This window comes from Ramlibacter sp. (genome assembly GCF_013697775.1).
In the GTDB taxonomy this organism is placed as follows: domain Bacteria; phylum Pseudomonadota; class Gammaproteobacteria; order Burkholderiales; family Burkholderiaceae_C; genus Ramlibacter.
Genome location: NZ_JACCWG010000449.1, coordinates 1 through 2,475, shown reverse-complemented (window position 1 = coordinate 2,475; position 2,475 = coordinate 1). Strand labels below are relative to the sequence as shown.

Genomic DNA, 2,475 nt, shown 5'->3' with positions numbered 1-2,475 from the left:
GATGGGGGGCGGGCTGCCGTTGTTGCCGCTGCGCAGCAGCGCCGCCGTTGCCGCCGTGGCCCCCAGCAGCGCCAGGCCGGCGCCGCCGCCCAGGAAGCCCGCCACCGCCTTGTCGCCGACGTTCTGGATCGCCGCCCACAGGGCCGGGCAGTCGTCCTTGTCGCGCACCACCAGCGCCTGGTTCGGCTGCAGGCGGACGTCGCAGCCGTTGTCCATGCGCAGCAGCACGGTGCCGTTGGAGCTGGTGACGTAGCGGGTGCCGTCCACGACCGGCGCGCCATCGAGCACGCTGCGCACGGTGGAGCCGTCGCTGACGGTGACCAGGCCCTTGACTTCGGCGGATTTGCCGATCAGGGCAGCCTGCTGCGCCAGCACGGCGCCGCACAGGAGGGCACAGGCGACGACGGTCAATGTCTTCTTCAGCATGATTTCGGCTCCGGAAAGGAAACGGGCGGGCGGCAGACGCGCAAACCCCAGGTGAATATAGGTGGAAAGGGTTCGTAAGGTCAACCGTGCCGCCGTGCGAAAGGACCGTCTCACCGCAATTGCGCCAGCGACAGGTCGTCGAAGGCGACCGCGCCGCGGGCGCCGGTGCGCGCCTCGAAGGCGGCGGCCGGCTCCAGCCGCAGGCTGGCCACCGCGCCGCAGCCGCGCGGCACGGCGAATTCGAATTCGAACGGCTGCCACTGGGCTGCGCCCCCGGCCAGCGGCGCCGAGCGCAGCGGCGGGGTGTTCGGCGCGACGCACTGCAGCACCCAGGCCAGGCCCTGCTCCATGCGCAGCTGGGTGGCGCGGTACTGTCCGCGCAGCCGGTAGCGGCCCTCGCCCAGGAACAGCTGCTGGTGCAGCAACGGCACCGGCAGCGGCCGGCCGGTGAAGCGCAGCTCCAGCACGTTGCCGCGGCCCTCGGTGCCGACCTGCGTGAACAGCACGCCGGCGCGCGCGGGCGGCTGCTCGGCGGGCTCCCAATCGAAGCCGCCGGCCTCCAGTGGCTGGTCGAAGCTGGCGTTGAACAGGACCGGCACGGCGTTGCCGTGCAGCGCCAGCCACAGGCTGTAGGCATCGCCCCAGGCGCCTGCCGCCTTGAGGTCGCGCACGTAGCCGCGCATGGCGGCGTCGTCCAGCACGCCCTGGCGCCGGCCCTGCGCCACCAGCGGCAGCATGGCGGAGAACGGCACCTTGGTGTCCGGCAGCAGGCGCAGCACCGCGTCCAGCCAGTGGCTGCCGGCGGCCAGGTGCGGCAGCAGCACGTCGGTGTGGCCGGTGCCTGCCAGCACCGCCAGCGCGCGGGCGGCGTTGTCGTTGCGGTGGTGCTCCACCAGCGTCACCAGCAAGCCCGCGGCCGTGGTCCAGTCGCCGCGGTCCAGCGCGGTGGCGGCGCGCAGCACCAGCACCTGCGGATGGGTGGGTGCCAGCTTGGCCGCCGCCGCCAGGCTGTCCGCGTTGGCCGGGGCCTCGCGCAGCGCGAGCTGCACGTAGGCGGCCGTGTCGGCCGGATTGCGGGCAATGCGCTCGCGCAGGCCCGCCGCATCCGCGGACGCGGCGCCGGGCGCGCATAGCGGCAGATAGGGCGTGTCGTTCACGGTGCAGGCGCGCCGCAGGTTCAGGTCCAGCGCCAGCCAGGCGAGCACGGCTGCCGCGCCGAGAGCCACGGCCAGGCGCAGCGGACCGATGGCGGCGGCGGGGCGGGGCAGGGTCAATGCGGTGTCCATGCCGTCGGTGCTCAGGGCCGGCGCTCGGCGGACATGGGCTGCGCCCGCGCAAGCTGGGTCATCACCACCGCGCCGTCGCGCGAGACGAATTCGGCCTGCACGGCGAACTCGCGCGGCGTGGTGCCGGCCTGCGGGTCGCCCACCTGCATCAGCACCTGGCCGATGACGACCAGCCGGCCTTCCTGCGGTTCGGCGCGGAACTGCGCATTCGCCACCTTCACCTGGCGTGCGCCTTCCACCAGGTGGTTGTACTGGCGCAGCAGCGCCTGCGCCGCCGGCGCGGCGCGCGCATCGCGGTCCAGCAGGCCGATGACGCGCTCGCCGGCGCCGCTTTCCAGCTGCTGCAGCAGCCGGGACAGGATCGGGTGGACTTCGGCCATGGTGATGCCGGGGTTGGGCCGGGCTGCCGGGGCGGTCACCGGCGCGGCTGGCGCGGCGACCAGGGCCGCCACCGGTGGGGCGTTCAGGGGAGCACCGGCAGGCTGCGGCATGGCGGGCGGCGCCGCCAGCGCGAGGGCATTCGCGTTCGCAGGCGTCGGTGCGGGTGCGGGTGCAAACGCGGGTTCGGCGCGTTGCTGTACGGAAGGCAGCGCGGGCAGCGGCCGGGGCGACCGCGCGGGGATTGGCGGCAGGACAGCCATCGCCCCGCCCTTCAGAGGATCGGGCGCCGGTGCAAAGGCAGACGCAGGCCCCGGGTCGGCGCTGCGGGCGGCGGGCGGCGGTTCAGCGGCCGGCATGGTCAGCGCCACCATCTCGGCCAGCC

The 2,475-nt window shown here is 74.4% G+C and carries 2 protein-coding genes and 1 pseudogene; all 3 read right to left on the bottom strand.

What is annotated here, in order from left to right; all coding sequences use genetic code 11:
• Nucleotides 1-426: hypothetical protein (locus tag H0U68_RS22825; RefSeq protein WP_296359196.1), on the bottom strand; the 426-nt coding region annotated here is incomplete at its 3' end.
• 110 nt (nt 427-536) lie between these two features.
• A complete protein-coding gene (locus H0U68_RS22820; RefSeq protein WP_296359195.1) occupies nt 537-1,712 on the bottom strand; it encodes a hypothetical protein in 1,176 nt (391 codons plus the stop codon).
• Between the two features lie 11 nt (nt 1,713-1,723).
• Nucleotides 1,724-2,475 (bottom strand): annotated as a pseudogene (locus H0U68_RS22815) (hypothetical protein); the annotation flags it as partial.